The organism is Ruegeria sp. HKCCD6157, assembly GCF_013110685.1.
Classification (GTDB): Bacteria; Pseudomonadota; Alphaproteobacteria; order Rhodobacterales; family Rhodobacteraceae; genus Ruegeria.
Genome location: NZ_WVRB01000003.1, coordinates 108,029 through 132,399, shown reverse-complemented (window position 1 = coordinate 132,399; position 24,371 = coordinate 108,029). Strand labels below are relative to the sequence as shown.

At 59.0% G+C, this 24,371-nt stretch carries 22 protein-coding genes; 18 read left to right on the top strand and 4 right to left on the bottom strand.

The window, feature by feature from the left end:
- Positions 1-117: 117 nt before the first annotated feature.
- A complete protein-coding gene (locus GS612_RS12530; RefSeq protein ID WP_171640721.1) occupies positions 118-2,544 on the bottom strand; it encodes an FAD-dependent oxidoreductase in 2,427 nt (808 codons plus the stop codon).
- Positions 2,545-2,548: 4 nt separating this feature from the next.
- Complete coding sequence (locus GS612_RS12525; protein ID WP_171640719.1) at positions 2,549-4,045, bottom strand: trimethylamine methyltransferase family protein; 1,497 nt, start codon at positions 4,043-4,045, stop codon at positions 2,549-2,551.
- Positions 4,046-4,180: 135 nt separating this feature from the next.
- On the opposite strand from GS612_RS12525, the gene GS612_RS12520 reads away from it, so the two are divergent.
- The 17 genes from GS612_RS12520 to GS612_RS12440 all read left to right on the top strand — a co-directional run bounded on the left by GS612_RS12520 (position 4,181) and on the right by GS612_RS12440 (position 21,595).
- Positions 4,181-5,095: an NAD(P)-dependent oxidoreductase gene (locus tag GS612_RS12520; RefSeq protein ID WP_216603588.1), complete on the top strand. Its 915-nt coding sequence runs from the start codon at positions 4,181-4,183 to the stop codon at positions 5,093-5,095.
- A gap of 3 nt (positions 5,096-5,098) precedes the next feature.
- A complete protein-coding gene (locus GS612_RS12515; RefSeq protein WP_171640716.1) occupies positions 5,099-6,574 on the top strand; it encodes an aldehyde dehydrogenase family protein in 1,476 nt (491 codons plus the stop codon).
- A gap of 65 nt (positions 6,575-6,639) precedes the next feature.
- Complete coding sequence (locus GS612_RS12510; RefSeq protein WP_216603587.1) at positions 6,640-7,836, top strand: aminotransferase class I/II-fold pyridoxal phosphate-dependent enzyme; 1,197 nt, start codon at positions 6,640-6,642, stop codon at positions 7,834-7,836.
- Positions 7,833-8,840, top strand: coding sequence for a glutamate cyclase domain-containing protein (locus GS612_RS12505; RefSeq protein ID WP_171640714.1), 1,008 nt, complete (start codon positions 7,833-7,835; stop codon positions 8,838-8,840). Before GS612_RS12510 ends, GS612_RS12505 begins: the two co-directional genes overlap by 4 nt.
- A gap of 456 nt (positions 8,841-9,296) precedes the next feature.
- Positions 9,297-10,223: a hypothetical protein gene (locus GS612_RS12500; RefSeq protein WP_171640712.1), complete on the top strand. Its 927-nt coding sequence runs from the start codon at positions 9,297-9,299 to the stop codon at positions 10,221-10,223.
- Positions 10,224-10,307: 84 nt separating this feature from the next.
- Entirely contained in the window at positions 10,308-11,264 is a 957-nt protein-coding gene (locus GS612_RS12495; RefSeq protein WP_171640709.1) for a MoxR family ATPase, read from the top strand.
- Positions 11,265-11,269: 5 nt separating this feature from the next.
- Positions 11,270-12,166: a DUF58 domain-containing protein gene (locus GS612_RS12490; protein ID WP_371809339.1), complete on the top strand. Its 897-nt coding sequence runs from the start codon at positions 11,270-11,272 to the stop codon at positions 12,164-12,166.
- Positions 12,163-12,534: a hypothetical protein gene (locus GS612_RS12485; protein ID WP_171640706.1), complete on the top strand. Its 372-nt coding sequence runs from the start codon at positions 12,163-12,165 to the stop codon at positions 12,532-12,534. Before GS612_RS12490 ends, GS612_RS12485 begins: the two co-directional genes overlap by 4 nt.
- A complete protein-coding gene (locus GS612_RS12480) occupies positions 12,527-13,486 on the top strand; it encodes a VWA domain-containing protein (protein ID WP_171640704.1) in 960 nt (319 codons plus the stop codon). The genes GS612_RS12485 and GS612_RS12480 overlap by 8 nt, the downstream gene beginning before the upstream one ends.
- Positions 13,486-14,385: a VWA domain-containing protein gene (locus GS612_RS12475; RefSeq protein WP_171640702.1), complete on the top strand. Its 900-nt coding sequence runs from the start codon at positions 13,486-13,488 to the stop codon at positions 14,383-14,385. Before GS612_RS12480 ends, GS612_RS12475 begins: the two co-directional genes overlap by 1 nt.
- Entirely contained in the window at positions 14,382-15,056 is a 675-nt protein-coding gene (locus tag GS612_RS12470; protein WP_171640700.1) for a tetratricopeptide repeat protein, read from the top strand. Before GS612_RS12475 ends, GS612_RS12470 begins: the two co-directional genes overlap by 4 nt.
- Entirely contained in the window at positions 15,053-16,243 is a 1,191-nt protein-coding gene (locus tag GS612_RS12465; RefSeq protein ID WP_171640698.1) for a BatD family protein, read from the top strand. Before GS612_RS12470 ends, GS612_RS12465 begins: the two co-directional genes overlap by 4 nt.
- A 101-nt stretch (positions 16,244-16,344) precedes the next feature.
- The gene (locus GS612_RS12460) at positions 16,345-17,064 is read left to right on the top strand and encodes a response regulator transcription factor (RefSeq protein WP_171118293.1); all 720 of its coding nucleotides are present in this window, start codon (positions 16,345-16,347) and stop codon (positions 17,062-17,064) included.
- Between the two features lie 9 nt (positions 17,065-17,073).
- A complete protein-coding gene (locus tag GS612_RS12455) occupies positions 17,074-18,231 on the top strand; it encodes an FIST N-terminal domain-containing protein (RefSeq protein ID WP_171363244.1) in 1,158 nt (385 codons plus the stop codon).
- 2 nt (positions 18,232-18,233) lie between these two features.
- Positions 18,234-20,489 carry a PAS-domain containing protein gene (locus GS612_RS12450; RefSeq protein WP_171232387.1) on the top strand — a complete coding sequence of 752 codons (2,256 nt, stop codon included), beginning with the start codon at positions 18,234-18,236 and terminating at the stop codon, positions 20,487-20,489.
- A 45-nt stretch (positions 20,490-20,534) separates the two neighbouring features.
- Entirely contained in the window at positions 20,535-21,209 is a 675-nt protein-coding gene (locus GS612_RS12445; RefSeq protein WP_171118300.1) for a hypothetical protein, read from the top strand.
- Between the two features lie 32 nt (positions 21,210-21,241).
- Positions 21,242-21,595 (top strand): hypothetical protein, encoded by a 354-nt coding sequence (locus tag GS612_RS12440; RefSeq protein ID WP_171229304.1) that lies wholly within the window; start codon positions 21,242-21,244, stop codon positions 21,593-21,595.
- 15 nt (positions 21,596-21,610) lie between these two features.
- Here the strand turns inward: GS612_RS12440 and GS612_RS12435 are convergent, their stop codons facing one another.
- Complete coding sequence (locus GS612_RS12435) at positions 21,611-22,423, bottom strand: quinoprotein dehydrogenase-associated SoxYZ-like carrier (RefSeq protein ID WP_171640696.1); 813 nt, start codon at positions 22,421-22,423, stop codon at positions 21,611-21,613.
- A 122-nt stretch (positions 22,424-22,545) separates the two neighbouring features.
- On the opposite strand from GS612_RS12435, the gene GS612_RS12430 reads away from it, so the two are divergent.
- On the top strand, positions 22,546-23,577 hold the full coding sequence (locus GS612_RS12430; protein WP_171640694.1) for a quinoprotein relay system zinc metallohydrolase 2: 1,032 nt from the start codon (positions 22,546-22,548) through the stop codon (positions 23,575-23,577).
- Positions 23,578-23,582: 5 nt separating this feature from the next.
- Here the strand turns inward: GS612_RS12430 and GS612_RS12425 are convergent, their stop codons facing one another.
- Positions 23,583-24,362 carry a pentapeptide repeat-containing protein gene (locus GS612_RS12425; protein ID WP_171331233.1) on the bottom strand — a complete coding sequence of 260 codons (780 nt, stop codon included), beginning with the start codon at positions 24,360-24,362 and terminating at the stop codon, positions 23,583-23,585.
- Between the last annotated feature and the right edge of the window lie 9 nt (positions 24,363-24,371).

Sequence of the window (24,371 nt, the reverse complement as noted above, 5' to 3'; positions counted from 1 at the left end):
TGGGGCTCATCCAGAACGCGGCCAATACGGTAAGAAATCAGCAATTTCGTCGCATCGGCCCAATTGAGTTTCAGACAAAAGAAAAAGGTGCCTATTCATACAGACGCCTTTAGTCGTTCAGGCCTTCATTTTCAGATTGTCCGGGTCATAGACATGGGGATTATGCCGCCGAGCGTTGCGGGGCTGGCCAAGCACACGCACCGTGCAATCGGCCCCCATACCCAGTGATCCGCGCTTGATATAAGCCAGAACACAATGTGTTCCGGTGCGATAGCCTTGGCTGGCTGAGGTCACGTACCCGATCCATTCGCCATCCTTCAGGATCGGATCAGAGGCAAGCGGTTCGGGGCTGTCGTCACTGATTTCCAGCCCGATCCATTCCCAGTTGGCCTCCTCGCCAGACTGCCGCTCGACCGCATCGCGTCCGATGAACTCCCCCTTATTCATATTGGCAAACCGGCCCAGACCCGCATCGTAAAGCGTATATTCCGTTCCGAAATCCGAACCCCATCCGTGATAACCTTTTTCGATCCGCATCGCGTTCAGCGCGTAGGAGCCGAACTGGCAGCCGCCAACCTCGTTCACGCGCGTCACGATCGTGTCGTAGACCGCTACAAGGTGCTCGGAGGCCAGATGCAACTCCCAACCCAGCTCACCGACGTATGATACGCGCATCGCGGTGACAGGAAAGCCGGCCAGCGTGATCTCGGCCACTGATAGCCACGGGGCAGCAGCGGCAGAGAGGTCTGCATCGGTCAGCGGGGCAAGCACCTCTCGCGATTTGGGGCCCATGACCATCAAAGCGGCATCGTGTTTGTAGCCGCGGCTTAGTGTGACGCCCTCTGCTGGTAGGTGGGTGTTCAGCCAGTCGAAGTCTCGCAGATCGGCTAGGGTCGGGCCACATAGAAGGAACCTGTCACTTGCCAGTCGCGCAACGGTGGCTTCTGACCAGATGTGCCCCTTGGGGGTCAGCATATAGCTGAGCCGGACGCGTCCCGGTTTCGGAACACCGCCGCACAGGACGCTGGATAGGAACGCCTCAGCGCCGGGGCCGCGCAGATCGTATTTGGTGAAACCGCCGTGATCCATGACGCCGACGCTTCTTGCCACGGTTTTGCATTCTTGCGCGACAGCGTCCTGCCAGGGTTCGTGGTGGAAGGACAGGTCGGCATCGCCATTGTCCTTGATCGCATCGGTTTCGAACCAGAAGGCGCGCTCCCACCCGGCGATCTGGCCCATGACGGCGCCCTGATCCTTCAGGCGTTCATAAAGCGGGGTACAAAGCACCGGGCGGCCACGCTGCATGTTCCGATGCGGAAATGGAATGGCATATTGTAGATCATAGTGTTGTGAGGCACGGGAATGGGCATAGTCCTGCGTGGTCCAATCGCCAAAGCGGCGCGGATCCCACGCACTGAGGTCCCATTCTGTTTCGCCTTCGGTGATCCATTCGGCCATCGCTTTGCCGATAGCGGCCGAATGGGTGATGCCAACCTGCACGCCAGTCGCTTGATAGAAATTCGGCGCACCCGCCGCCGGACCGACCAGCGGCAGGGCATCTGGGGCATAGGCGATGGGGCCGTTGACAAACCGCTGCGCGCCCGCTTCGCCAAGTAGCGGCACATGGACCATCGTCGCCTCCAGCACATCCAGAATATCCTCAACACTGTCAGGGAAAAGCTGATGCGCAAAGTCATCCGGCGGGCCGTCCTCCTCCCACGCGGGGCGACCATCATGGGCGTAGGAACCAACAAGGAAAGCGTTGCGTTCGCGGCGCAGATAGAAGCGGATATCGGGGTCACGCACCAGTGGGAAAAGATCGGCATGATCCTCCAACGCTTTGAGCGGTTCGGTCACAAGATACTGGTGCTCGAGCGTGACCACCGGGGCAGGCAATCCTGCCATCTCGGAGATTTTGCGGCCGTAAAAGCCACCTGCGTTGATGACCATCTCTGCCTTCACTGTGCCTTTCGCACAAGTGACCAGCCATTCCCCTGATGCCATGCGGTCAATGGCTTTCACGGGCGCAAACCGTTCCACCTGCGCGCCCAGATCCCGCGCGCCCTTGGCCAGCGCTTGCGTTAGCTGGCTGGGGTCAATGTCACCTTCGTAAGGGTCCAGAATACCGCCCAGAACGGATTCGTCCGGGTGCCAGAATGGGTGCATCTTGTCCATCTCGGACGGGCTCAGCATCTGCAGATCGAAGCCTGCGCTTTCCGAAATTCCGCAAAGATGGCGGAACAGGTCCATTCGTTCCGGCGTATGGGCAGGCCAGAACGCCGAGGTATGACGATAGGTGATCGCGCTGTCCACCTTTTCGGCCAGATCTTTATAGGTTGACCAGCCGTAGTTTCCTGCCCGCATTCCCAGCCATGAAGTCGCGTAGGTCGGGATGTTGCCCGCTGCGTGCCAGGTCGAGCCGGAGGTCAGTTCGTTGCGCTCAAGTAGAAGCGTATCAGTTACGCCGGCCAAAGCGAGATGATACAGGATTGAGGTGCCAACGGCCCCCCCGCCAATCACAACAACGCGGGCAGTGTCTTTCATGGGGCTATTTTCCTTCGGGCAATCGGATTTCGAAAGCGGCGCGTATCGCGGCCTCCCGGTCCTTGGGCAAATGGGTTGGTGGCTCGCGCAACATCTCGGCGCTGCGATCAACAGCGACATCCCAGATCGTGCGCGACCCGGCATCTTTCCAATCCGAAATGCTCTGCCGGTTGCCGAGGCTCGGATAAGTGTATTCGGATTTCATGAGTTCCAGTGTCTGCGCCTCGCCCAGGTAATGCCCTTCGCCGGTCGCCACGGCTTCGATCCGGCTGAGGTCGATCGCGGTTTCGGTCAACTCGACCCCGCGAACCGACCGTAGGATCGCGCCACACATGTCATCGTCGATCACCAATGCCTCGCGCGAGGCGGCCATGATGGACCCGAGCATGCCAACAGACAGGTTGATCATGTCTGCCCCGGCTTGCGCTGCAAGAGCCACCGTGTACCCTTTTTCATACCCCGCCTGCGCATCGGGGGTTTTGGCATCGGTCATTCCCGCAGAAGCGGTTGACGGCAAGCCTAGATGCAAAAGCAGTTGCGTGGCGGCAGCGGCGGCGACGGCAGCTTCGCCTGATCCACCTGTCATTGCACCGGTGCGCAAATCGGAAATGAATGGCATGAACGCAAAGATGCAGGGATACCCCGGCTCGAGGGCGTCGACGACCATCAACCCAGCCAGCGTTTCCGCAAGACCCTGCACCAGCGCGCCCGCCAAAGTGACAGGGCTGGTTGCCCCCGCCTGCGCCGCGGTGCAGATCTGCAGCGGCATTCTGTGGGCCATGGCCCGTTGCATAATCTCTAACCCTTCGGGCGCAAAGCGCAGCGGCGAGACCGCATGCACGATCACGCCGAAACAGAAGGGTTGCGCTCGAAAGGCGCCCTCGTGGCCCAGGGCCATATCGAACATGGCGATAACCGGATCCAGATGCGCGGCGCTGTTAAAGCTGATCCCGATGGGTTTGGGGCAGGCCCTGAGACAGGCAAACCCGGTGTTGAGGTCCAGCAGCAAGGGCTGGTCCATGTCCCGTGCAATCACCGGGCGCAAACCGTAGTGGATGTTCGGCAATCGTCCCACCAACTGCATAAGATCGTAGAGATCGTACAGCTGGGCACCGCGAAACTCGCCGGTGGCGCTGTCCAGAACCTCTGTCGCCGCTCCGCCTGTTCCGATATGCACATGGCCGCCGCCAACGGTCAGGCCCATATCCTCCACAAACCCTGGTAGATTTACGCGCCTCGCCGCCCGCGCAATGGCGGTTTCCACCATCGATTGCGAAAAGCAGACCCGCCCATCCGAACGTCTGGTTGCCCCGGCATTGACGAATTGCGCTGCGATGGCATCGGGGCATTCTGCGATCCCGGTCTGCGCAAGGATATCAAACGCGGCCTGCACGATCCGATCTACCGCAGCAGCATCCAGTGGCGCAAACCGCCCACCCTGTGGAGGCGGAGTGATGCGGGGCGCGCGACGGTCGGTTTTTGAGCGGGTTCTGCGGGCCATCGGGCGGTCCTTGGAAGAATAATCTACGCAAGGATTGCGCAAACTCTCGCAATGGCAATTCGAAAATTCGCGCACTCAGACCAGAATCTTTCATGCAAACGTCGGCTTTTCCTGCGCAATACTACGGACCAGCATTTGACGTTCTACGACTTCGGCGGGGTGAACATGGCGAGGATTGCGTTTATTGGCTTGGGCACGATGGGCCGTCCGATGGCGCAAGTTCTGCGGGACGCAGGCCATGACGTAACGGGCATGGATATCAGCCCCGAAATGCGTGAAGCGTTTGTCGGCGCGAACGCGCCGTCGTCGGATACCATCGCAGCGGCAGAGGTCATTATCACCATGCTGCCAGAAGCCGATCACGTCGCGCGCGTTCATGAGACACTGATCCGAGCGGCTGCCAAACCTGGCGCGCTGGTGATCGATTGTTCGACCATTGATGTGAACACGGCGCATGCGCTCGCCCTTGAGGCGATGTCTCATGGGTTGGCAATGCTAGACGCGCCCGTTTCCGGCGGCCCTGCTGGGGCCGAGGCCGGAACACTTAGCTTCATGGTCGGCGGAGATGCGGCGAACGTCGAACGGGCGCAACCAATCCTGCTGGCAATGGGCTCCAAAATTACCCATTTCGGTGGACCCGGAACGGGGCAGGCCGCGAAGGCCAGTCACAACATGATCTGCGGTATTACCGCGATGGCGGTGATGGAAGGATTTGCGCTTGCCGATGCCTTGGACCTCGATCTCGACAAATTCTATGCGTTGTGCGCGGGGGCCGCGGCGCAAAGCTGGACGCTTGAAAATCGCTGCCCGATACCCGGTGTGGTTCCCGACGCCCCATCGTCCAACAACTTTGACCCCGGCTTTGCCGTGCGCCTGATGGCAAAGGATTTGCAACTTGCTCAGGCGGCGGCAAAGTCGAGCGGACAGCCCACGCCTTTCGGGGCCGAGGCGGCCAAAGCCTTTACAAAATTTGCCGAAACGCGCGGCGACCGCGACTTTTCGGCCTTTTACACCACGCTTCGGGCGTTGCCCGAGCACCAGAAGGAATAACACATGGCAATTCTGGATTACACCTTGCCCACAGACGGGTTGGCCGGGTCCTTCATAGACGGGCAATGGCATTGGCCCGCAAGCGGAGAGATGCTGGCAGTTGAAAACCCCTCGCGGCGCGAAACGATCTGCGAGATTGGCCGGGGGACCAAAGTAGAAATAAGCCTTGCCGTTGCCGCCGCTGAACGGGCGCGCCGGGACTGGGCCGCGCGACCTGCAGCGGAACGCGGCGCAATGCTGACCGAGCTGGGCAATCGCCTGACCACACATGCCGAAGAGGTCGCCCGCGTTCTGGCCGCCGAAAGTGGCAATGCGGTCCGCACACAATCTCGGGGCGAAGCGATGGGCGCGGCTGGAGTGCTCAAGTATTATGGCGGTGTTGCGGGTGAGCAAAAGGGCGAAACGCTGCCCTTTGGCCCCGGGCTCATGTCGTATTCCACGCGCGAGCCATTGGGCGTTGTCGGCTCGATCATCCCCTGGAACTCGCCCTTGCAACTCGGCGCGGTGAAGATTTCCATGGCGCTGGCCACGGGCAACTGCATCGTCCTGAAGCCTGCCGAAGATGCGCCACTCGCCGTTCTGAGGCTGGTTGAGCTGGCTGCCGACATCTTTCCACCAGGTGTCTTCAACGTGGTCACCGGGCTTGGGGAAGAGGCCGGCGCGGCGCTGGTCAATCATCCCGGTATCGCGAAAGTGTCGTTCACTGGATCGTCCGACGTGGGCAAACTGGTGGCTCGTTCCGTGGCGGATCGGGTGGCCAATGTAACGCTTGAACTGGGGGGCAAAAGCCCCTGCATCATCTTTCCCGACGCTTGCGCCCCAGAGCGTATCGACGCCACGGCGCAAGGTGTGGTCAATGCCATGCGATTTGCACGTCAGGGGCAAAGCTGCACAGCCGGATCTCGCCTGTTTGTGCATAAATCTGTCTGGGATGACCTGATGCCCTTGGTCGCAGAAAAAGCCGCTGCGATGAAAATCGGCGATGCGCTGGATGAAGACAGCGACATCGGGGCCGTGGTGAATGAAGAACGCTACTCTGAGATTTGTGCCTATGTCGCTGAGGCCGAAGAGCAAGGCGCCACATTCCTGACGGGCGAAACGCCAAAGGCAACAGACAATGGGTTTCATCCGATCCCCACAATCCTGACGGGGCTAGACAATTCTTGGCGGATTGCCCGCGAAGAAGTGTTTGGCCCTGTCCTGGTCGCAATCCCGTGGGAGGATGAGGCCGATATGATCGCGCAAGCCAACGACACGCATTACGGGTTGGCGGCGTTCATTTTCAGCCATGACATGAGCACCGTCATCCGCATGACCCGCGCGCTGGAGGCCGGCTGGGTGCAGGTCAATCAGGGTGGCGGGCAAATCCCCGGCATGTCTTACGGCGGGATCAAGCAATCCGGAATGGGCAGCGAATATTCTATCGAAGGCGCGCTTGAGGCCTATACCTATCGTAAGTGCGTGACCGTGGCACTGTAGGCATGGAAACAGACCGGTTCGGGAACACGATTGACGCTTCGGTCGGCTATGCGAGGGGGCGATATTTGTCCTCCAGCGCAGCCGAAATCCGACGGCTGCGCCATGCGCAAGCGGTTGCGGCAGAGGTCTTGGAAACACGCGGGGCTGACGGAATTGGGATTTTTACAGGTAACCCGCGTTACTTTCCGCTGAAACCGGATGATCTGTCGACCTATTGCGAAGAATGGGTGGGACCGGGCCTGTTTTCAGCGGAACTGACCCAGGCTGCCATCGCGCATTTTGGGGGCGGGGATACGGTCGCTGTCACCAACCGCACAAGTGCAGGCATTGTGGCGGCCATATTGGCGCTTTGCGATGGGCGACCCGTGGTCTCCGTGGTACCCGATAAGGACCGCAGCCACGCATCGGTTGTGCGCGGATGTCGGCTGGCGGGCGTCGAGCTTGTGGAAATCGAAGGATCGGCGGACCCAGGCTCAGCGATAACCACGCACGCGCCCGCATTGGTGGTGATCACGACTGTCACAAGTACGTTGGCGCGATTGCCGGACGCTGAGACGAGCCGCGCCATAGCTGAGGGGCGGGCCGCGGGCGCCACCGTGTTCATGGACGAAGCTTATGGCGCGCGTCTGCGCCCAGTGCTGCATGGTGGAGCACTGAGCCTTTCCATGGGAGCGGACATAGCCATCACGAATGCGGATAAGGCGGGCCTGTGCGGCCCGCGCGCGGGCATCCTTTGTGGGGCGTCCACGCCGGTACTGGCCACGCTTGCCAAGGCGTCGGAACTGGGCCAGGAGGCACGCGCACCCATAGCGGCCGGCGCAATGCGCAGCCTGCAGGCCTTTGACCCGGAAGACCTGCGAATGGAGGCAAGCAACGGCGCGTCCATTGCAGAAGCGATGGCCGGGGCCTGGGGTGCAGAGGTTGTGCAGCGGTCTGATCTGGGGCCGATGCTGGATGAAGAGGACGTGTTAGCGCGGGTGCTGTCACTGGCAGGACGCGACAAGACCGACATTGTCCCGGCAGAGGCGACAGCGGCCATCGGTATGCTATTGCTGAAAGAGCACGGCGTTTTGACCGTGAACACCCATGGCGCGCCGGGCGGAAGGGTTTCGCTGCGCCTGAAACCGACCGCCGGAGCTGTGGCCGCTGTGGGTGGGGTTGCCGCTTTGGTGTCGGCGCTGGACGCGGCCACAGAAGAAGTGTCGCACAGGCTTGACGATGACGCGTGGTTCACGGCGGTTTTGTTCGGAGACGAGTCATGAGCGAATTCGCAAAGTATGATGACAGGCTGGACCGGCTGGTGAACCTCGACCTCGGCAACCGGGGGATCGAGCCGCTCTATGACGCCTCGCGCGCCTTGGCGGGCCAAGCGTTGTGCGGCGCCGCGGCGGAATTGCTGCTTGCCATGCCCGAAAGCGGGACGGCAATCGTCACCACGGGATCCGTGTCGCGGGCGTGGCTGTCTCCGGCTTTGGGCGAAAACGATGGCCCGTCCGGGGCGGCGGCCCTCATTCGCGCGCTTTGGCTCGCCCGAAAAGCAACCTGCGTATTGGTGATTGAGGAAACGCTGATCCCGCCTATGGCTGCTACCTTGCAGGCCTGTGGCGTCGCGATCGTGGATCTTGAGACGACGCGCAAGGCCAGTGCGGATGGCTCAATGGCCTGCGCAACCTTGCTGCCGTATCCGGTGACAGATGCCGAGGGCGCTGTTGCGGCGGCCAAGATGCTGAATCAGCTCAAGCCCGATATCATGGTCTCGACCGAACGCGTGGGGCGCAACGAAAACGGCATTTATTACAACATGCGCGGGCGCGACTACGGCTTAGGCCGGGCGCGCATCGACATGCTGTTCGATGCTGCCATGGCGCGAGGTATCCCGACGCTGGCTGTGGGTGATGGCGGCAACGAGATCGGCATGGGGCTGGTCGCCGATATCGTGAAGATCGCCGTTCCCTTTGCTGCCCCCGGCGATTGCGCATGCGGCGGTGGGATCGGCGCGACCTCTGGCGCCGATATCCTGATGACCGCTGCGGTTTCGAATTGGGGCTGCACAGCGATTTGCGCGGCCATGGCCATGCGCACAGGCGACGCCCGCCTGATCCACACCCCAGCGATGGAAGCTCGCCTGTTGAAGGTCATGACCACCAACGGGCTGATCAATTCTGCCGATGGGATCATCGACCCCCATGTGGACGGCATCAAGGACACCACCCATATCGCGCTGGCGGAAATGGCCGAGGCCATTACCCGCAAAGCGCCGTCATAGCAGAAAGACCCAACCGTGAGCACCGAAACACTCCTTCGCAATATCCGCGACCCCATCGCTCAAGTGAAAAATTGCCCTGTGACGGGGGCTCTGTTGCAAAGTTTTGGCGGTTGATGCGCCTGAGTTTAACGTGCGGATGGCTTTCGGTCCCAATTGAAAACGTAAGGTTGAAATTTCCTGATAGCATTGTTGAGCAAGGCCATCGGTTCAACAAATGTCTGGCAGAGCCAATGCTATGGTCTAAGTCCATCGATACTAAAATATCTGTCCTTGCGGGAATGGACCTGATCGACATGGCCGGCAAAGTTCAATACTCGTCCGGCCGCTCTGCCCGGTTCAGCAGGTTGCTCAGCTGGCGGGCTTAACGGATCGCCATTCCCATCAAGGCGGGTCTCAAGCAATTTTGCGAGAGACCCGTATCCCGGATAGAATGTGCGTCACTTTGAGAGGGACTGAATGCGCTATCTTTTGTTGCAAGTATTCGCGATTGTTGCTTTTGCAGGCGCGCTTTGTGCAGAAAAGAGCGATTATATCGAACTTGCACAGAGAGGTTGGGGGTATGAGTTGCGGTCCACGATGCTGGGGCGTGACATGGCGATCCCCGTGCACATCAATGGCCGCGATCAGGCCGGTGCAGCCTTGTGCCTGGTCGGTGAAAAACCGCATCCGCAAACGCTTGTCGTTCTTGATACCTTTCGGGCGTTGCTGAAACACAGCTTCGGCCACCCGACACCCATGCGCTACGCTGGCCCATCCGCGCGCGATTGTGGAACCGGTCGAACCGTGGTTTTGCGATTGTATTCCGGGTACCCTCCCAATCGGGACCTTTCGTCAGATATCGACTGGCTCAGCGAACTCCACCAGCTTGGTTTGCCTGCGGGTCGAAACTATGTGGTGACATCACCGGCGATGGCACAGACCTTTTTTGGTCATCGGGGGCAGGGGACCCATATCGTGGTCAAACAACCGGCGCATGATCGGCCCAGCAAGCTTGAAAGGGATTTCCACAAATCGATCCTGCTGGAGGAACTGTTTCAGTCCTTCACCTTCGGCATGGACATCCTGCTATATGACAAATCGTCAGGGTTTTTGTCGAAATTGCAGGAAACGCCGGTAAACTTGCAGCGCCTGCCTTGGAGTTCGCACGACTTTATGCGCGCATTGCTGGCTTCGAACCCAAGCGGTCTTTGTGCGTTTGACGTCTTTATGATGCATGCTGTCGCGCAATCCCCGGTGGATCAAACCATAGACCCCGGCTTTATCGAATACATTGACGCCCAATATGATCGGCTATGGGCGCAGGCGGACGAAACCCTGGCCAATCCCAGATTTGCAGCCCTTTTTGATGAAGGCTGCACCAATTCGGTTCGTGTGCCCAGGTAATACCATCTGACGTGTTTTGTCGGGCGGGTGACTCCGGGTAGCCTGAGCGCAGGCAATGCGCCCTCAGCGGCTATGGGAGGACATATGGATACGAGGCCTGAAAACCCGCCACGCGCCATTGCGGGATTGTCCGCGTATCTGTCGCAAGGGCTTATCGGTCACGCGCATCTGGTGGACTCTCTTTTGATCGCGCTGCTGGAAGGTGGCCATCTTCTTGTAGAAGGTCCGCCCGGGCTGGCGAAGACACGGGCCGTCAAATGGCTGTCAAACGCTGTCGAGGGCGGCTTTGCCCGTATTCAATGCACACCTGACCTGATGCCTTCTGATCTGACCGGAACACCAGTTTACCAGCCTCAGGAAGGCCGCTTTGAATTTGTTCCGGGGCCGGTGTTTCACACGCTGGTGCTGGTTGACGAGATCAACCGCGCGCCGCCAAAGGTGCAGTCCGCCTTGCTGGAGGCCATGGCAGAACATCAGGTTACGGTTGGAAACGAAACATATGCTCTGCCGGATCCCTTTCTGGTCGTGGCGACCCAGAACCCCATTGAACATGATGGAACCTTTCCCTTGCCCGAGGCGCAGTTGGACAGGTTTCTGCTGCATGTCGTACTGACATTGCCGGATCTGGAAACGGAACGCGAAATCCTCGATCTGGTCATCGCCGAAACACGGAATGGGCCGCCGGTCGCGCAGCAGATGACGCTTGAAGAGCTGAAGACTGCCCGTGCCGAGGCGCAGTCGGTTCACGTCGCGCCAGAATTGCGGGACTTTATCGTCCGGCTTGTGCTTGCGACCCGTGAAGGCCCGTTTGCCGATTTTGTCGAGCACGCAGTCTCGCCGCGTGGGTCATTGGCCCTGGCCTCGGCATCGCGCGCGCGCGCCTATCTGCGGGGCCGGGATTTCGCCCTGCCTGAAGATGTCGCCGCTGTTGCGCCCGATGCGCTGGCCCATCGTATGGTGCTGACCTGGAGAGCCGTTGCAGATGGGAAAAGACCGCGCGAATTGGTGGCCGACATTCTGAATGCGGTCGAGCCGCTGTGACGGGGGTGCTGGCACATGCGGGGGTTCGCCTGACGACCGAGGCCTTGATTGCATTGCGGCATATCGCATTGACCGACCACGGCAACCCGACAATGACGGCCCTGCCCGGAGGATTTCTGACCCGAAAGCGCGGTCAGGGCGTCGAGGTTGCAGATGTACGCGAATATGTGGACGGGGATGACATTCGTCATTTGGATCGCGGAACAACCGCCCGCACGGGGCGTATGCATATCCGGCAGTTTCAGGAGGAACAGGACCGCGTCGCCCTGTTGGTTGCGGATTTTCGTGCACCGATGTTCTGGGGCATCCAGCGGGCGTTTCTGTCAGTCGCTGCCGCCGAAGCCTTGACCTTGATCGGGTGGTTCATGGTTGAAAGCGGCGGGCGTGTTGGTCTGTTGGCGCTTACCCCCGGCGCACCCGTCATCGTACCGTTGCGAGGGAAAACGCGCGGAATGCTGGACGTGATCGGTGGCTTGGTTCAGGCTTATGCGCGCAGTCTGACCGCGCTGCAAAAAGGTGAGGATGAAAGCTGGACGCTGGAACAGGCACTTGCCGGCGTTGAGCGCCTGACGCCGACGGGGGCCGAGATTATCATCGCGTCTGGCTTCGATCAGCAGGGAGAGGGCTTTTCGGACGTGCTCGACCGGCTCGATCATCGCCGCACCCCCAGACTGCTGCTTGTGACCGAAAGCAAAGCGCATGAGATGCCAAGGGGCTGGTATCCGATCCGCCTTTCAGATGGGCGGCAAAAGCGGGTCTATCTGGCCCGGGCAGAGCCTTCCGGTGAACTTACGTTTCAGAAGGTGGCAACACATCCTGCGCTTGTCCTGAATGCCAGTGACCCGGTCGAACAAACCTCTCGTCGCATTTCGTCGGTTTTCGCGGCAAGATATGTGGCATGAGTGAGAAAGCACTCTCTGAAGCCACGATGCTGGCCAGCCTGCGGGATATCCATTTGCCCGCCGAGGCCGCAGGCGGGGCGGTCGCGGAATACGCGGCTGTTCTTGGTATCGCGGCGCTGGCCTCGGTCGGCTGTGTCGCCATCCTGCGGTTGCTCAGCGTCAGGACCGCGGCAAACAGGCGGCCGGATCCACCTGATCGATCTGTTGAACAACCGGGGTGGTCCGTGGATCGCCGCAGGGTGGCTCTTTTGCACAAACTGCGCACTCAGAGTCCGAAGCGTTATGCAGAGTTGACGGGTGATCTTTATCAACCCGGCGGCGAACCGGATCTGGCGACCCTGCAAGAGGAGGTCGCGGGTCGTGTTTGAGCTTGCTGACCCCTGGATCTTGCTGGCGCTGCCATTGCCTCTTGTCATCACACGTTTGGTCAAGCCGCGGCCGGTTTTCGAGCGGGGGTTCCCAGTTCCGGAACGCATAGGCGGAATGCTTATGGCGGCCAGCCCACGGGCTCAGGCCAGGACCCGGACTTTGGCGGACCTCCTGATTTTGTGGATCATCTGGGGGCTCATGATTTTTGCACTGTCCGGTCCGCGCCAACTGCAACCCGTCAGCGCCCTGAAAGTGTCTGGACGGGACCTTGCGATTGTTCTGGATCTATCGGGATCTATGGTGCGGGATGATTTTTATCTCGATGGGCGCCAGATCACCCGTTTACAAGCGGTGACACGCGTTGGATCCGAGTTTGCCCGACGCCGCGCCGGCGACCGGGTGGCCTTGATTGTTTTCGGGTCCGAAGCTTATTTCGCCACGCCTTTCACTTTCGATACCGAGGCTGTCGCGCGACGGATCCAAGAGGCCACGATCGGTATCTCGGGCCGTGCGACAAACATATCCGATGGTCTGGGCCTTGCTTTGAAGCGCCTGGCCAACAGCCAGGCGGCGTCGCGGGTCGTCATTCTGTTGTCGGATGGAGTGAACAACGCGGGCGCCACGAATCCCGGTGGCGTGGCCGAACTGGCGGCCGAGATGGGGGTGCGGGTCCATACGATTGCTCTGGGCCCGAAAGACCTGCGAAGCGCCGAACCTGGTGAGCGCGGCGTCGTCGATGCGACAACCCTGCGCGCCATTGCCGAAATTTCAGGCGGCGAAGCGTTTCGCGTCAAAACCACCGATGATCTTGTCGACGTGACTCAGGCCTTGGATCGGCTGGAAGCGACGGACAGCGCGGGCCTTGTGGCCGAGGTCTACCGGTCATTCTGGACCTGGCCCGCAGCAATGGCGGCCGCACTTGCCCTGTTGGCGGCGTGGAGGCAAGCGTGATGATTGAGCTGGATGTCACTCTGCTCAGACCGGCCTGGGGGCTTTTGGTGCCTGTCATCTGCGGGGCAGGGTGGTGGTTGCTTTCCCGTGCCGGAGGGTTCGGAGCCTGGGACAAGATCACCGACCCGCAGCTTGTCCAGGCGATGGCCGCGATCGGCCGGATCGAAGGCGGCTCATTCCCGATTAAACCAGCCGCCTTGCTGCTGACCGCCGGGATCGTCGCGATTGCCCTGACCGGCCCGGCAATCGAACGGCGCGACGCGCAGACCTATCGCAATCTGGATGGCGTTTTGTTCCTTGTGGATGCATCAGACAGCGTGGCGGAAGACGACCGCTGGCCGCAACTGCTGAGCATGGGGCGCTTGGCGGTCAGTGCGCTTGGGTCCCGCCCCGGCGGCATCATAGTTTACGCGGGCGATGCCTATGTCGCCTCGGATATGACCACCGATCACCGCCAATTGGGTCAAACGCTGTCGCTCATCGATGGACAGACCGTTCCGGACAAGGGATCGCGACCCGAACGCGCACTGGCTTTGGCGTTGAAGCGGATGGAAGAGGCGGGCATCCTGGCCGGGGACGTCGTCCTGTTCACTGACGGAGACGGGCTTGGATCACCCTCATTGCAGCAGGTCGCATCGCTTGCCGCTCGAGGGGTGCGCGTGTCTTTGGTGTCGGGTCACCCCACGACTGCGCAAATCCAAACCCACGCCGCGCTCGGCGGTGGCGCTGTCTTCACTTTGGGCCAGTCAGATGATCTGGCCAATTGGCTGGCAGATGATGCCGCAACCCGCTTGATACGGGCGGACTATCCGGTGCTGTTCTGGCATGATCTGGGGCGGTACATGCTGTATTTCGCACTGCTCCCCCTGCTGTTTTTGTTCTGGAGGGAAGGGGCATGAGGTGGTTCGCGATTGCAGGTGCCACTTGTATTGCCGTTGCCTTTGCGCTGGGCGGCGCTGCCCCCTTTGGTCGCGTCGCATTGGCAATCGGTCTGTATCCAATGGCTGCAAAGCTGTTTTCCGACCCTGACTGGCAAGGTGTCGCCTTCTACCGTGCGGGCGTTTTTGACAAAGCGGCCAGTGCTTTCGAGCGCGCCGGGAACCATTACAACCTCGGCAATGCTTACGCCCGGACCGGCCAATTGGCCGCCGCGCTGGAAGCCTATGATCAGGCCATGGCCAGGGGAAACCTGGATGCTCAGGCGAATTTCGATGTGCTGGCCGCCTATTACGCAGGGCAGCAGATCACCCCAGAGGCGTTGAGTCTTTTCCCCGAACGCAAATCCGGCCCCAAGGCCGACAGTTTTGTCGCGCGCGGGAATGCGCGGGCGGCGGGAACCGGCAGTGAGGTCACGAACGCGAACACGATGCTGGGACTGGCGGAATTGGACAGTCGCGGGCAACTGGGCGTGCGCCGCATCTTTGATGACAAGTTCATGGTTGCCGATATGCGCTGGCTCAATCAGCTTTCCGATGTTCCGGGTGAGTTCATGGCGGCCCGGATCGCACACGAACACAAACGCCGGGCAAAGCTTGGTCTTTCGCCTCCAGAAGCGGAGAACCCGGAATGAAGTGGCTGTTTCTGCTTCTTATTGCATTTCCGATGCAGGTTTTGGCGCAGTCGAAAACAGTGCTGCCGTCCGAGGCGTTGATCGAAGTTGCCATCGAAGACAATGCCCCGGTTCCGTTCACCCAAGAGATGGTGCTGTTGACGATCCGTGGTGTCTATCGTCGGCACATCACGCGCGAAGAGCTGATCCAACCCCGCTTGGATGGGTTCAGCTGGGCGCAACTGGGCCCGGACAGCTGGTCGGAGCAAAGGATCAATGGCCGGAAATACAAAGTGTTCACCCGACGGATGGCGATCTATCCTGTCGAGGCAGGCAAGCTTACAATTGGTCCGTTTGTGCACAGGTTGACCCTGACAGACGAAAATGACGACTGGTTCGAACACGAGATTCAATCAGAGCCGCTGACCATTCAGGTGGCGCAAGCCCCGGCCACCAAGGAGTGGTGGTTTCCGGTTCGCAAATTGCAGATTTCGGATCAGTGGTCGAATGCGCCGGATCAACTTGCGCCGGGTGAGGGGGTCTTGCGCGTCATTCGACTGGAAGCCCTGGGCGCGACGCCCGAGATGATCCCGCCCATGCCCGAGTTGACCTCGCCTTCGGCCCTGATCTTCGCGCATCCTGAGAAACGGCTTGTCGAACTGACCCCGGAAGGGCCGGTCACCCATGCGTTCTGGCGCTGGACCATACGCCCCTCGAACGACACGTCCGGCATCGTTGAACCCTTGCAATTCAGTTACTTTGATACTGTGGCCCGTGAAACCCGAGAAGTCATCATCTCACCACAACGCATTGCCTATGGTACGGCCATCGAAGACGCAGGCCTTGGCGTCGCAGAGGCAGATGCGCCACCAGCAACGCTGTTGGGTTGGCCAATGGCCGCAATCGCCATTGTCGTTTTTCTGGCCGGTTTGGGGTTGGGACTGTCCGGCCACAAACTGGCCGTTTCAAGGGCATTGCGCCGCTTTGGGGTTTTTGATCCGTTGGCCCGGGAATTGCGACGCAGTGCCAGGTCTGGTCGCGCAGACAGGCTGCGGCAAGCGGCTTCTGCCATCCTGCGCCGCGACGGCCCTTCATCCAGTCGACTCAAACACATGCAAGACTTTGACAGGCAGTATTTTGATCCCAATGCTGCGGCGCCCGATTTGAACGCGTTTGCCAGGGTCTTCCTCAGGAACCAGACCGGCTGAGTCATCAAGCATTTGTTATCTATGGTATCTTTCGCGTGTCTCAAAATGAAACAGTTGAACTGATCGGGAAATGCTGTACCTTTCCTGTCGGAGGAGAAGCAATGCACATTGCGGGATGCCCTAAACCGGTGGACCAGGTGTCCAGCGTGCTTATCGTGGATGATCATCCGCTGTTCAGCGATGCGTTGGCCGCGGCGTTGCAGCTGAGCTTCGAGAACTGCCGAATTGAAAAAGCCAACACGCTGAAGCAGACACTTGAAATACTTGGCGCAGGCTTCAAACCCGATCTGATCATGTTCGATCTGAAATTGCCGGACGTAACGGGTATCTCGGGTTTTCAGCAGCTACGGCAGCGCTGTCCGAATGCGCCGGTTCTGGTGATATCGTCCTTGGCATCCGGAGAGCTGGTAAGATCTTTGCTGGACCACGGTGCGATGGGATTTCTGCCGAAAGATACGCCGGCGCAAACCCTGAAACACGCCATTCAGGAGATCACCTCTGGGCGGAGATACGTACCCACCGAATACAACCGCGTCGAAGAGCTGAAGCCCTCCGAAAGCACCGTCTACCAATCCAGCCCCGAGCTTTCATCACTGACGCCGCAGCAGGTCAAAATTCTCAAGCTTATCTGCGTGGGCCAATCCAACAAACAGATTGCATATGAGCTGTCGTTGGCAGAGGCGACGGTCAAGGCACATATCACCGCTTTGCTGCGCCGCCTTGGGGTGCGCAACCGGACCCAGGCCGCTGTTCTGGTCGACTCGGTTGTCGCCAGACAGTCGCGACACGAACCGGAGGTCAAATCCTTTCTTCAACACTAGGGGGGACACATGCGGGATCTGGAGCATGAACCGAATTTCATTGTGATTGGCCGTTCCGATGATTTGGACCCGACGACCGCCGTTGAAGAAGCCTGCGCGGAAATCGATAGTCTGTCGTCCTGCTTTGTCCTGGCCTTTGTCCCCAGCACTCTTGACCCGGCAGAGGTGTCACGTTGCCTGAACAGAAGACTTGCGGGTGTTCCAGTCTTTGGCTGCACCACCGCAGGTCAAATCACGCGATCGGGTTATGAATCGCATGCGCTTTTGCTGTTGGCCTTTCCAAAGTCCAACTTTCGGTGTTCGTCCATTCTTTTCGAGTCGCTCAGGCCGCTCAATTCAATGGAGATCGCTGCCGCAGCGCAGCGACTGGCCGAAAGATTCCGCCACACGGCGGGGTGGAACAGGCTGGCGCTGGTGTTTACGGATGGATTGTCCAAGCAGGAAGACTTGCTGGTTTCAACGCTGGAAACCGTTCTGGATGGATTGCCGATATTCGGCGGCTCTGCCGGGGATGGCCTTCAATATGAAGAGACGTTCGTTTTTCACGGTGGCAGTGCGCACAACAATGCTGCCGTCCTGTTGCTGATTGAAACCAACCTTGGTTTTCAGGGTATCGGTTTTGATCATTTCCTGCCCATCGGGTCAGAGATCATCATCACCGACGCCAACCCGGAAGAACGCGTGGTGTATGAGATCAACGGGGCGCCGGCAGCGCAGGAATATGCACGATTGGTTGGGTGTGCGGCCGAAGATCTTTCGCCACTGGTATTCGCGGAAAACCCGCTGCTTCTCAGGCAGAACCTCAATTACTATGTGCGTGCCATTCGTGAACCGATGGAGGGGGGATCCCTGTCTTTTCTAGCGGCGATCGATGACGGCCTTATCATGACACTGGGGCGCGGGAAGGAGATCATTGAAACGCTCGAAGCTGGACTGAATGTGCGCGACAACACCGGCGCGGCCCCGGATTTCATTCTTGGATTCGACTGTATTCTGCGGAAACTCGAAATCGAACAGAAGCAGTTGAGCAAACAGGTTTCGGATGTTTTGCAATCCCACCGGGTGGTTGGCTTCAACACCTACGGAGAGCAGCAATCCGGCGTACACATGAACCAGACCTTTGTAGGGGTCGCTTTCTTTGAACCCGAAAAGCGGGAACTGAGCTGACCATGCTTAATCCGGATGACCCGCCAGAGATCCAGATATCCAAACAGGCCAAGATCATTGATGCGCTGATGCGGCGCGCCAACCGTCAGAAAGATGTAGGCCCGTCCGCCTTTCTGGCGTTTCAGTCGGCGATAGAGTTGCAGCAGCAGGTGATGAAGCAGAGTCGCGATCTGGAACGCGCGACCACCGAACTTGAAAGCGCCAGGTACGAACGCGAACAAACCCGCAAGAGCCTCGTCAAGGCCCTGTCTTCCATGGAAGAAGGGTTTGCGCTGTTCACGGATGGTGAATTGAATCTGTGCAACGAGCTGTTTCAGGCGATCTTCCCTGATATGTCCGATATTGTCGGGCCCGGCCTCAGCTTGGGTCGGTTTTTTCTGTTGGTGCAGAACAGCCCCGAATTCGTATCGTCCGACAATGGCATATCGAAAATGCTGGATACGCTTGAGCGCAATTGCCATACCGGGATGGTGTCCAGCGACGTGATCGAACTGCGTGGGGATCGTTGGTATCAACTCAGCGCACAATACACGTCGCCTCAGAATGTGGTCATTCTGTTGACCGATATCACATCCGTTGTTCGCAGAAATCGTGATGAGAAAGAAACCCTTATTGACCGTCAGGAGGACTACCTTAAGGCGGTTTTCCAAAACATGAGCTCAGGCGTTTGCACGTTTTCATCAGATACGAAGATCATGATGCACAATGCGCGGTTCAGGGAAATACTGAACCTGCCGCTTTCCGTCTTGCAGGCAAATATGCCAGTGCAAACGCTTTTGGATTTGATGCGGGCGCGTGGGTTGATCAAGGCCGATGATGAACTCAGGATCGGCAAATGGCAACACGAGCTGAAAAGCCGTGGCTGGTTGCGCAAACGTGTGCGCGACGGATCAGACCGTGTATTGGACATTCAGGTCAACCAGTTGCCGGATGGTGGTTTTCTGGTCGAACTGAAAGACGTAACGTTTGAGGCACGCGCGACCGAAACCCTGGAAAACCGGGTAATGGAACGCACGGCAGAGTTGACCCATGCCAACGCCAAGCTGGTTCAGGAATACGAAGAAAAAGCGCGGGTGGAAGAGGCGCTGCGGATCGCAAAGGAACGCGCCGAAGCTGCGGTTTCTTCCAAGACGCGATTTCTTGCGGCCGCCAGCCACGACCTGCTTCAACCGATCAATGCCGCGAAACTCATGATCTCGACCCTGCTGGAGATCACGCGTGAAACCGAGCTTCATGAGATGATGGAGCGTTTGGACGGTGCGTTTGGATCTGCTGAACAACTGTTGCACTCATTGCTGGATATATCGCGGCTTGAAACCGCTGACCCGGACACGGTCTCACCGACAGAAGTTAGCCTCGCTACGATGATTGCAGGGATACAGGGCGACCAAACGCTGGTGGCCGAGAGCAAGAATGTGACGCTTGATGTGGTTCCGTGTTCGGAAATCGTGAAATCCGACCCGGTCTATCTGTTGCGCTCGATCCAGAATTTGGTCGTGAATGCCATACAGTATACCGAACCGGGTGGTCGGGTTCTGGTGGGGTGCCGCAGGCGCGGCGACAAGGTCATTTTGCAGGTCTGGGATACGGGTATCGGGATCGCACGCAAAGACCAGGAGCGCGTGTTCGAGGAATTCACGCGGGCCGAAAACGTGCCATTGGGGTCCGGCATGGGGCTGGGTTTGTCCGTCGTGGACCGCGCCTGCCGGTTGTTGGGTCATAAGCTGTCGCTGCGGTCCAAACCTGGCATTGGTTCAGTGTTCAGCATAGAAATGGACAGGGTCGAAACCGGGCCAAGCACCATCGAACCCTTGGATCTTCTGGCCAATACGGGCGACGTGCCGTTGGATTTCATCATTCTGGTGATTGAAAACGACCGTGACGTTCTTTTTGGAACAACGCAGTGGCTGGAACAGAACGGCGCCAGTGTTCTGCCGGCCCGGTCACCGAAAGAAGCGCTGCAATTCATAAAAGACATAGGAATGCCCCCGGATATCATTCTGGCCGACTATCAATTGGATGATGGGGAAACTGGCGTGATGGCCATTCACCGGATCCGAGAGATGACGCAGACTCAAGTTCCGGCGATCCTGATCACGGCTGATCGCAGCGAAGCGTTGCGCAAAGACGGATTGCGGCATGAAATTTCGGTTATGGCGAAACCGGTCAAGCTGCCTCGGCTGCGGTCTTTGATCTTCTGGAAAATACAGAATGCCCTGCACGCGCAAACGCTCAACACCGACAAAAGTCGGCGATGACATGGGGCGATTTGCCCATACTCTCATCCTTGGGAGGGCCAGGTCATGAGAAGGCTTCTTTGCGGCATCGCCGTTTTGTTTCTGAGTTTGAATGCCGTATCCGCGGCATCGGTTGATGCCGAGCAAGCCTATGATTTGCTGTTCCAAAATGGCGTTCTGGACACAATCGAACGTGACAAGGAATTGATCTATCAGCGTACCGTCACAAACCGGATAAGACCCGATGCGGCGGAACGTGATACCGGTCTTATCTCTCTCAGTTTTTCGGATGACGGGAACGAGATGGCCCATCTTGAATTTCGCCAAGATGACAAACACCGCGCCATGGGTGTTTTTCCGGCCAGCGTCGGCAATCCGATGATCATGGTTTTCTATGAAAGCGCCATACGGGATATGGCCGAGTCCGCCGGAGGCAGCCCGTTTTACATCCGAAATCGTATCAAGGATGCGCTGGTTCAACCTGCCGAGATCGTCGAGGGCGAGGCGGCGATTGGTGGCAAAACCATCCCCGTTCGGACCATTTTCATGCGTCCTTTCGCCGAGGATCCGAACCGCGACCGGATGCAAGGGTTCGGAGATCTGGTTCTTCGCGTCACGGTGTCAGAAGAGGTCCCGGGCTGGTATCTGAGCCTTGTGGCGGAAGCTGTTTCCGAACGTGACGGCACGGCCGTTTATCGATCGGAAATGCGGTTTGAAGGAATGCAGGAGGGTCGCGAATGAAAACGCCAGGCCAAATTAGGGAACGCGGCCGCATGACCTTTAAAGCGCTGGTCGCGGGCATTCTGGCAGCGCCCATTGCAGCGTCAGCACAAAGCGTTGCGGATCGGCTCAATGACTACCCGACCGCGGCGCGCGCGGATTACGTGTTTGCATGCATGGTCACCAACGGTCAAACCCGCGAGATGCTGGACAGGTGCTCATGCTCGATCGATTTGATCGCTTCGATCCTGCCGTATGAGCAATATGAACAGGCGGAAACTGTTCTGTCGATGCGTCGGGTCGGGGGAGAGCGTATGGCGTTTTTCAAAAGCGCGGTACTGGCCGAAAACATGGTGGCTGACCTGCGCCGGGCGCAGGCAGAAGCCGAGGTTGTCTGTTTCCGATAAACGCAGGCTCGTCCGTCAGCTGGCCGCAGCTTTGGGAAGGTCTTTTTCGAACGTGTTGCCCTCGGTATCCGTTGCCTTGACCGTCAACATGGTCGAACCGTTGTCATTGTAGGCAAAACGGAAAGCCGGGTTTTCCGAGATCGAGATGCCGCCATCCATCGTGAACAGCAACTCATCGCCCTGCCAGACTTCGATATGGTCGATGAAATGCGCGGGGATGAACAGTTGCGTGACCTGATCGCGTTGCAGGCCGGAATAGTTCGGGTGGCGGATCATGATTTGAGCTTCTCGGCGTGATGTGGAAATCTGCGCCTCTTCCCCAAAGCTGCGCAGCTTCATCTTGCCCATGGACGCCAATGCGACCTCTGGGTCTTTGCTGGCCGGTGCCGAACAGCCGCCCGACGCTTTGACAAACCGGCCTGTCATATGAAGCCCGTCAGGCGTTTCAGCGATCACGCGGACATTCGAATATTGGTTCACGCGAACGCGCATCTCGAAATCCAACTGACCCATGGCCGGTGAAAAGCTGAAGACGCCTGCGATCGGCGCCGGGTTTTCGTCGATAACGACGGTGGCAGCGGAAATCCGGGCATCGGGATCAAGCTGTTTCAAAACGATCGGCACCGTTGCGGCATCATGCGCCCGGTAAGGGGCGTCCAGCGCAAGCAGCGTGTCCGCGTTCCCGATCTGGGCGTCGCCCACGACATCGTATTGCAGGTCCTTCCAGGTTTCGCTGTCGACCAGCGGATTTTTGATCGGCTGCTGTGCCCATGCCGGCAGGGACAGCGCAAGAGAAAGGATCGCTGCGGGTGCTAGTGCTTTGGCCATGGTGTCTCCTCCGGCAACCGGTGGCCGAGAATGTGCCACAAAATGCGGGGAAAATACATGCCGACGAAAGGCGCGGTGGTTCGGGCAGAGATCTATGCCAATGTTCCGGTCGGAGGGCTGCCATGTTTGAAGCCGTGATTTTGCTATGCGCGCAGGTTGCGACAGAGCCTTGCAGAGAACGACTTTTGCCGGGTTACGAAGCCCGATCCCAGGCTGAATGCGAGCAGAAGCTGATAACAACTCCTCCGCCGCTGTCGGATTGGCGTAGCGGCACGCCTTTTTGCCAACCCATTGGCCAGGCTCTGGAATTTGAAGAAGCTGCGCCCGGTCTGTTCGTGCATCGCGGCTTGATAGCGGAACCCGACGCGGACAATCTGGGCGACGTGTCCAATATCGGGTTTGTCATTGGCCAGGACAGCGTCGCCGTGATTGACACGGGAACGGCACCATGGATAGGCGAGGCTGTCTGGCGGGCCATTCGGGCCGAGACGGACAAGCCGGTCAGTCACGTAATTTTGACTCACATGCATCCCGATCACACATTGGGCACAGAGCCTTTGGCCCTTTCAGGTGCGCAGGTTGTCGGCCATGTGGGGCTGGAGCGAGCGTTGCTGGACCGGTTGGGCAACTATGTCGAAAGCCTGAGCGCCGCGATCGGCGAAAGCGCCTATGTGGGCGTCGGGCCGATTTCCGTCGACATCGCCGTCGAAACCACGCACAAGATTGATCTAGGTGGGCGCAAACTGATCCTGCGGGCCTGGCCGCGGGCACATACCGGGAATGACTTGACCGTCATGGATGCAAACACCGGCGTCATGTTCACCGGCGATCTTGTATTTCACCGGCACACCCCGGCATTGGATGGTCAACTGATCGGCTGGCAACGCGTCTTGAAACAGATGACCGGGCTTGAGGTCACCCAAATCGTGCCGGGCCATGGTGGGCCGATCCTAGCGTGGCCTGAAGGGGCCGAGGATATGATGCGCTATTTGAAGGTACTGGAAAGCGACACGCGCGAAGCAATCGACAGTGGTCAGCGGTTGGGGGATGCGGTTGAAACGATCGCTCAGGAAGAAGCGGTGCACTGGGACTTGTTTGACGCCTACAACCCGCGCAATGCAACGGTCGCATTCACCGAACTTGAATGGGAATAGCCCGGTCAGCGAATGGCCCGATCCAGGTTTTTCGCTTCGTTCAGATTGGCCTGATCTGCGCCCTGAACATCAGTCAGCCGCGTTGCCGTCAAATCGGCATTCGTAAAATCGGCACCGGACAAAGTGGCCCCTGTCAGGTCCGCCCCGCCCAATGTTGCCATCGACAAATCGGCATTGGTGAAATTGGCGTTGGGCAATTTGGCAAATTCCAGATCGGCGCGGGACATTTGCGCATCAGTGAAATCCACGTCCGATCCACGAGCCGAGGACAGAACTCCGCGCATAAGCCCCATGGATTGGTTGCGCATGTCGGCCGAAAAATCCGCCCCTTTGAATACTGCCCGGTTCAGATTGGCCTTGGTAAAATCGGCGGCTGTTCTGGCGTTTGTGAAATCCGTATCGCTCAGATCCGCCTGGCTGAGCTGAGTCTGGAACAGCTCGGCCCCAACAAGAGATGCGCCTGAAAGGTTGGCGCCGATCATCCAGGATTGGCTGAGAATCGCGCCGTCCAGAGTCGATCCCGACAAATTGGTGCCGTTCAATGATGTCGCTCGCAGGATCGCGTTGCTGAAATCCAACCCGGACAAGTCGAGATTGTTCAGCCAGACCCGGGTGAAATCGGCGGGCGCGTCGGCCGTGGCAGCCGCAAGTCGGGCCACGACATCGGCGCGGGTCATTTGCGCTTGGGTCATTTTGGGCAGGGTCATGTCAACGCCGCTGAGCGGGGACTGGCCCAGGGCCGAGAGGGGCGACAGCGTCAGAAAGATGATCAATACGTGTTTCATGTGTCCCTC

Bases quoted from the DNA above. Each gene is read 5' to 3' on its own strand.
- GS612_RS12455 (WP_171363244.1), top strand. From the start codon at position 17,074: ATGCGGGATCTGGAGCATGAACCGAATTTCATTGTGATTGGCCGTTCC.
- GS612_RS12445 (WP_171118300.1), top strand. From the start codon at position 20,535: ATGAGAAGGCTTCTTTGCGGCATCGCCGTTTTGTTTCTGAGTTTGAAT.
- GS612_RS12470 (WP_171640700.1), top strand. From the start codon at position 14,382: ATGAGGTGGTTCGCGATTGCAGGTGCCACTTGTATTGCCGTTGCCTTT.
- GS612_RS12440 (WP_171229304.1), top strand. From the start codon at position 21,242: ATGACCTTTAAAGCGCTGGTCGCGGGCATTCTGGCAGCGCCCATTGCA.
- GS612_RS12505 (WP_171640714.1), top strand. From the start codon at position 7,833: ATGAGCGAATTCGCAAAGTATGATGACAGGCTGGACCGGCTGGTGAAC.
- GS612_RS12475 (WP_171640702.1), top strand. From the start codon at position 13,486: ATGATTGAGCTGGATGTCACTCTGCTCAGACCGGCCTGGGGGCTTTTG.
- GS612_RS12460 (WP_171118293.1), top strand. From the start codon at position 16,345: ATGCACATTGCGGGATGCCCTAAACCGGTGGACCAGGTGTCCAGCGTG.
- GS612_RS12425 (WP_171331233.1), bottom strand. From the start codon at position 24,362: ATGAAACACGTATTGATCATCTTTCTGACGCTGTCGCCCCTCTCGGCC.
- GS612_RS12465 (WP_171640698.1), top strand. From the start codon at position 15,053: ATGAAGTGGCTGTTTCTGCTTCTTATTGCATTTCCGATGCAGGTTTTG.
- GS612_RS12515 (WP_171640716.1), top strand. From the start codon at position 5,099: ATGGCAATTCTGGATTACACCTTGCCCACAGACGGGTTGGCCGGGTCC.
- GS612_RS12530 (WP_171640721.1), bottom strand. From the start codon at position 2,544: ATGAAAGACACTGCCCGCGTTGTTGTGATTGGCGGGGGGGCCGTTGGC.
- GS612_RS12525 (WP_171640719.1), bottom strand. From the start codon at position 4,045: ATGGCCCGCAGAACCCGCTCAAAAACCGACCGTCGCGCGCCCCGCATC.
- GS612_RS12450 (WP_171232387.1), top strand. From the start codon at position 18,234: ATGCTTAATCCGGATGACCCGCCAGAGATCCAGATATCCAAACAGGCC.
- GS612_RS12495 (WP_171640709.1), top strand. From the start codon at position 10,308: ATGGATACGAGGCCTGAAAACCCGCCACGCGCCATTGCGGGATTGTCC.
- GS612_RS12485 (WP_171640706.1), top strand. From the start codon at position 12,163: ATGAGTGAGAAAGCACTCTCTGAAGCCACGATGCTGGCCAGCCTGCGG.
- GS612_RS12500 (WP_171640712.1), top strand. From the start codon at position 9,297: ATGCGCTATCTTTTGTTGCAAGTATTCGCGATTGTTGCTTTTGCAGGC.
- GS612_RS12435 (WP_171640696.1), bottom strand. From the start codon at position 22,423: ATGGCCAAAGCACTAGCACCCGCAGCGATCCTTTCTCTTGCGCTGTCC.
- GS612_RS12430 (WP_171640694.1), top strand. From the start codon at position 22,546: ATGTTTGAAGCCGTGATTTTGCTATGCGCGCAGGTTGCGACAGAGCCT.